Annotated in this window: 2 protein-coding genes; both read right to left on the bottom strand. The window is 43.0% G+C overall.

Going from position 1 to position 1,772, the window contains the following annotated elements; genetic code table 11:
• On the bottom strand, positions 1-921 hold the full coding sequence (locus F6K49_RS45755) for a hypothetical protein (protein ID WP_293108910.1): 921 nt from the start codon (positions 919-921) through the stop codon (positions 1-3).
• A 94-nt stretch (positions 922-1,015) separates the two neighbouring features.
• Positions 1,016-1,543 (bottom strand): HD domain-containing protein, encoded by a 528-nt coding sequence (locus tag F6K49_RS45750; protein WP_293108907.1) that lies wholly within the window; start codon positions 1,541-1,543, stop codon positions 1,016-1,018.
• Positions 1,544-1,772: the final 229 nt, after the last annotated feature.

The following is a 1,772-nucleotide window of genomic DNA, read 5'->3' as shown; positions in this document are numbered from 1 at the left end:
TCAAAATTTTAGTTCAGCGATCGCAATACCTTCTTCCCCTGCTACTGAATAGAGTAAGTACGTTTTTTCTCCTTCGGTGTAGATAGCTGGGTCGTGCAGTTCTCGCACCGGTTCTTCTGCAACACCAACTTCCGAAGAGACAATAGGTAAAGCAACTCCCTCATAATCCATTTCTGGTTCGAGAACTGTAACTGGTTCTGAAGGAATCCACTTGTCCCAATCCTTGGTTAAATCCACGTAGCTCATTAAAACACGTTCGGGAGCATCGCCATATCTGGAGTAGAATACGAGCAATCGGTCACCTTTTACCAATACAGCACCGTGTCGTAGGTTAAGTATAAAATCTTGTCCTGGCTCAAACGCCGTCACACCGTCTTTTGACCGGAGTACAATTCCAGCTATGGGACGATTCTTCATAACTGTACCATACCAGTTGTTGGCAATAGCATAGTGGAATCCGTTGTGCTGGAAAACTCGAAAATAGTATGGTCCAAGTATCTCTGGCAAAGCAGTAAAATGCAGACCATCTTCAGATTTTGCCAGCATTGTCACCTGATCGTACTTATCCCTCCCCTCATAGTCGCCATGAAAGTACATCCGTATTTCTTGGGCTTCATTGTCAACATGGACATCTGGAGAAGCAATATGATCCGAGCAAGCTGTTTCATCCAAGTGTAGCGTTCCCTGCTCATAGATCTTCCACTCTCCTTCTAGAGAGTCGGCATAGGCAAGACGAATATATTTACCCAAGTGATGAGCAAAATAAAGATAATAGCGTCCTAGGGGATTTTCAATCCAGTCAGGAACGCGAATCAGGGATGGACCATTAATGTTAGTACCACGATCGTCTTCTAATCCTGGCATTCCCGGTTTAATAATTGGATTTATTGGGAAACGTACAGCTTTAATTGGGAATTTCATCTATCTTCGCCGGGGTTTTCAAGGAGATTGGGTAATAGTTTTTAGGACTACCCAAATTTAAGTTCAGCGATCGCCACGGGGCACTGATATCAGTCTAAAGTCTGGGTTCGCGACTAAAAATCGATTCGAGCATCGGTCGGAAACAGGAAATAGAAAGTGTGTCATAATTTGGATCGAAAGACAGTTGATCCCAGCGATCGCAGAAAATAATTGTTTGTTCAAAAGCGGGATGCTCTTTGAACTTATCGCGCTCATTGCGATCTTGACCGATAAAGTTGTTAAAGTAATAACCTTGAAAGACCTCATGATTTTCTATCATCCAGGCATTTTCTGGGGACACATAAGGTCGTAAAATCGCTGCAGCCACTTGACCATGATTATAGGGCGCAAGGTTATCGCCAATATCGTGTAGCAGGGCACAAACAACCATTTCTTCATCAGCACCACTCCGCAATGCCCGAGTGGCTGTTTGTAAGGAATGTTCCAGGCGATCTACTTGAGCTCCCATTGTACTACCGCGCAGCTCTAGCAAGGCTTTAACAATCTGCTCTGTCACACTATTGACAAGTTCTTCAAGACATTGACTGCTAAAATCCCACTGCTCTTTAGTCAGAAGATCCATTCTCGTGTAACCTGTGATATCCATTATGGTTCTCTTATATTTGGGATGTATTGATATAAACTTGTTAAGTTACGACAATTTACTTCAGGAAGCAAAACAAATTTATTTTTTATAGATATAGCGTTTCTAGGACTCATGAGGTACACAGAATTGTTTGACTATTGGCTCTTGCCTTTTCTCTCTTACCTGCTCCCTGCTCCCTGCTCCCTAAAACCCAGATATTTGTACC

The organism is Moorena sp. SIO3I6 (genome assembly GCF_010672095.1).
The sequence above is the reverse complement of the archived record's forward strand: the minus strand, read 5'-3'. Positions and strand labels throughout refer to the sequence as shown.